The 2,995-nt window shown below is 44.1% G+C and carries 5 protein-coding genes; all 5 read right to left on the bottom strand.

The window, feature by feature from the left end:
• Positions 1-8 precede the first annotated feature (8 nt).
• Positions 9-1,181, bottom strand: a complete 1,173-nt coding sequence (locus VIP81_RS22220; RefSeq protein ID WP_331966536.1) for a sialidase family protein — start codon at positions 1,179-1,181, stop codon at positions 9-11.
• A gap of 46 nt (positions 1,182-1,227) precedes the next feature.
• Positions 1,228-1,533, bottom strand: a complete 306-nt coding sequence (locus tag VIP81_RS22215; protein ID WP_331966533.1) for a hypothetical protein — start codon at positions 1,531-1,533, stop codon at positions 1,228-1,230.
• Between the two features lie 74 nt (positions 1,534-1,607).
• On the bottom strand, positions 1,608-1,901 hold the full coding sequence (locus tag VIP81_RS22210; protein ID WP_331966530.1) for a hypothetical protein: 294 nt from the start codon (positions 1,899-1,901) through the stop codon (positions 1,608-1,610).
• 45 nt (positions 1,902-1,946) lie between these two features.
• Positions 1,947-2,627: an ATP-binding cassette domain-containing protein gene (locus VIP81_RS22205; RefSeq protein ID WP_331966527.1), complete on the bottom strand. Its 681-nt coding sequence runs from the start codon at positions 2,625-2,627 to the stop codon at positions 1,947-1,949.
• Positions 2,624-2,926 carry a hypothetical protein gene (locus VIP81_RS22200; RefSeq protein ID WP_331966524.1) on the bottom strand — a complete coding sequence of 101 codons (303 nt, stop codon included), beginning with the start codon at positions 2,924-2,926 and terminating at the stop codon, positions 2,624-2,626. The genes VIP81_RS22205 and VIP81_RS22200 overlap by 4 nt, the downstream gene beginning before the upstream one ends.
• Positions 2,927-2,995: the final 69 nt, after the last annotated feature.

The following is a 2,995-nucleotide window of genomic DNA, read 5'->3' as shown; positions in this document are numbered from 1 at the left end:
TCGCACGTTTACGGTTTTGACAATTGAACCATCTTAAATACAATCCGGGCGTAATTATCTGCTTCATAAAGCACCCCGATCTGCCGGTCCGTTATTTTTACAATATCCGAATACGCAGCATAGCTGGGCACCGACTTCCCGCTACTGGCTACCACGTATGATTTAGGCCAGGTATTGCCTTCATCATAACTGATACGCAGCGTCAGATTATCACGGGTGGCCGTATCTGCCGCATTACAAAAAGCCAGTATGGCCTTCTCTTTTTTCCAGCCTATAGTGAGTAAGCTTCCTTCACAAACCGGATCGGGCAACTGTTTATCCGTATAGGTCTTATTCCAGGTTGCCCCGCCATCGTCGCTGATGCCTATCAGCCTGGCTTTTACATCACCCCGTTGATTGCGGGTATTGATCATCAGCCTGCCGGCAGATAGTTCCGCAGCAGTAGCTTCGTTGGAACCGGGTATTGGCAGGGATTCCGCGAGGTGAAATGTTTTCCCATGATCATCGGTATAAAATCCATGTGCACTATAATCTTCAAATGCATGCTTCACATTGCCCGCAGAATGATTCGCCGCTACATAAATACGGCCCTTGTATTTCCCTTTGCTGAATTGCATCGCATGACCGGGCGTATTTGCATAACTTCTCCAGTCCTCCTTAAAATTATACGCCGGATTCACTGCCGGCTGATTGGGCCGGTGCACCTGCGTGGTAATGTTTACCGGCGCCGACCAGGTACTGCCACCATCTGCTGATACCACATACCATACTTCGCGATAGCCCTTACCCTTACGTACCGTCCCTTCATGTTCATTGCCGGTATTATAAAACAGGAAAATACGGCCATGCGGAAAAGCAGGATCGCTCAAATCTACTACCGGCGCCGGATTACCCGCCTGTTTGGTATCATATTCTACCACCTGTGTTAAGGCCGACCAGGTGTTACCGTTGTCTTTACTACGCTTCATCACAATATCAATATCCCCGAAGTCATCGGAGTCATGTACCCTACCTTCGGCAAAGGCGAGTATTTCACCATTGGGTAAAGCCACCACTGCCGGAATCCGGTAGCTGGCATGGCCTTCCTGTCCGGATTCAAATACTGGTACCACCTTCGTTTGTGCCGTTGCAACGGTGGTTCCCCATAAAATAATGCCTGTCAATACACTGATATACTTCATATGCTTTGTTTTTCTACTGATAAGCCCATAACTGACGTCAATGCCTTCACGCTTTATCCTTGTGCACAAATCTTTTTGCTAAAAAAAGACTGATGACCGCCATACCAGCAAAGAAAGTAAGCATAGACAGATGATCCGCTGTGGACACTTTTCCGGACATCAGCAACCAATACCCGATCACAACATTCAACAACGCCCAAAGTACATTAATAAAAGGAGAAGATAAACCTTTACCGGATGGCTTGGCAAACGGTGTAGGGATATTACCGGAAATGCCCTGCACTAAATGCGGGATGGCATTGGTTAAAAACATACCTGCCCAAAAGCCACTAAAATAATGAAGCCATTGCATAATAAACTGATTTTTAAATTGTATTAAACACTTCGACACAAAATGGTTATTTGTCGAAAATGTTGCAATTTTTTTTATCCCTTTAACCCATGAATAGTCAGGCCGGCCAATGCTTTTACAGCAGCTTCCGTTTGGCTGAAACTATTATTAATCACCATTTCTGTTTTCAATCCGTGTAAACTGGTCAACAACAAAAAAGTGAGCAGTTCCTGTTCCTTTACTTTCAGAGGACGGATTTCTTTTTGGGCCATGCCGTAGGCAATAATTTCCCGGACTAACACTGTTTCCTTGTTTCTCATACGCTGGTGGAAAGCATGTTCCACTTTGGCATAATTAGACATTTCATCGGCATCCATCCCGGCATCCATGCCATTATAAAGTGGTCTTCGTTTTGTCGAAATGTCCGATTCATTTTAAAGATTGTTCAAACTCCCCCTGGGCAAATAACCCAAATCCTCCAGTTCAGACAATATCTTGATATTTTTGAAAACGCCTTCTCTCACTAAGATAATTCGATCGCTGCTACCAATTATATTCAGGTAGTCGTGGTCGGTAATAATAAACCCCTTGGTGGCCCTGCCAGCTTCAATCAGCGCCGCAATCTTTTCCTTGAAAAACGGGTCCAGGGAATGGAAAGGTTCATCGAGCAAAATAAATTTCGCAGGGGAATGCAGCAGTAATAATATCTCCAGGTATCTTCTTTCTCCGCCGGATAAATCATTTACTTTTTTAGAGAGATGGGATAATATATTTTCATTCGTGCTCACCAGTTCCTGCGCCATGGAGCTATCTAAAAATAAGGAGATCACTTTCCGGACCGCGAGATCGCCCGGCAAAAAATCATGTTGCGGCAAATAAGCCATCAGCCCTTGTTTATAAGGTGTTTCATACCGGATGCCATCGATGCTAACATATTTATGGTGACAGGAAACCGTGCCGAAAATGATTTTCAGAAAAGTAGATTTGCCACAACCATTTCTCCCTAAAATACCAATCACCTCTCCGGTATTACAACGCACAAAACAATCGGTCAGCAATTCTCTCGTACCAAAGTACTTAAAAACGCTATCTGCCACCAGCTGATGAATACTCATGCGATACTGTTTTTGATCAACAGATACACCATCAGCACCACTACGTTCATCCCGTACGATAAACCTATCAGCTTCATTTTAGAAAATCCTTTGTTATAATAAAAGTAGTAGCGGTTACTATATCGGAGTCCGTAGAAAAACAAGGCCAACAAAAAGCCGCCTGACAGAAGAGAGATGATAAAAGTCAGCAGGAAGCCGTCCAGCTTATGACTGCCCAGCGTTCCAAAGCATCCCAGGAGCAGGGAAAATGGAACATTGAAAGCATGCAGGGAGGTATAGTAGTGGCATATAATTTTCATGTAGGCTATTTACCTGCTAAATATAAGGTCTTAACGCGATTTTTTGTCTTATTCAGGATTATACTGATG

Origin of the sequence: Chitinophaga sp., from assembly GCF_036566945.1 — a bacterium.
Taxonomy (GTDB): domain Bacteria; phylum Bacteroidota; class Bacteroidia; order Chitinophagales; family Chitinophagaceae; genus Chitinophaga.
Note: the sequence above shows the minus strand (reverse complement) of the source record. Positions and strands in the feature narration are given on the sequence as shown.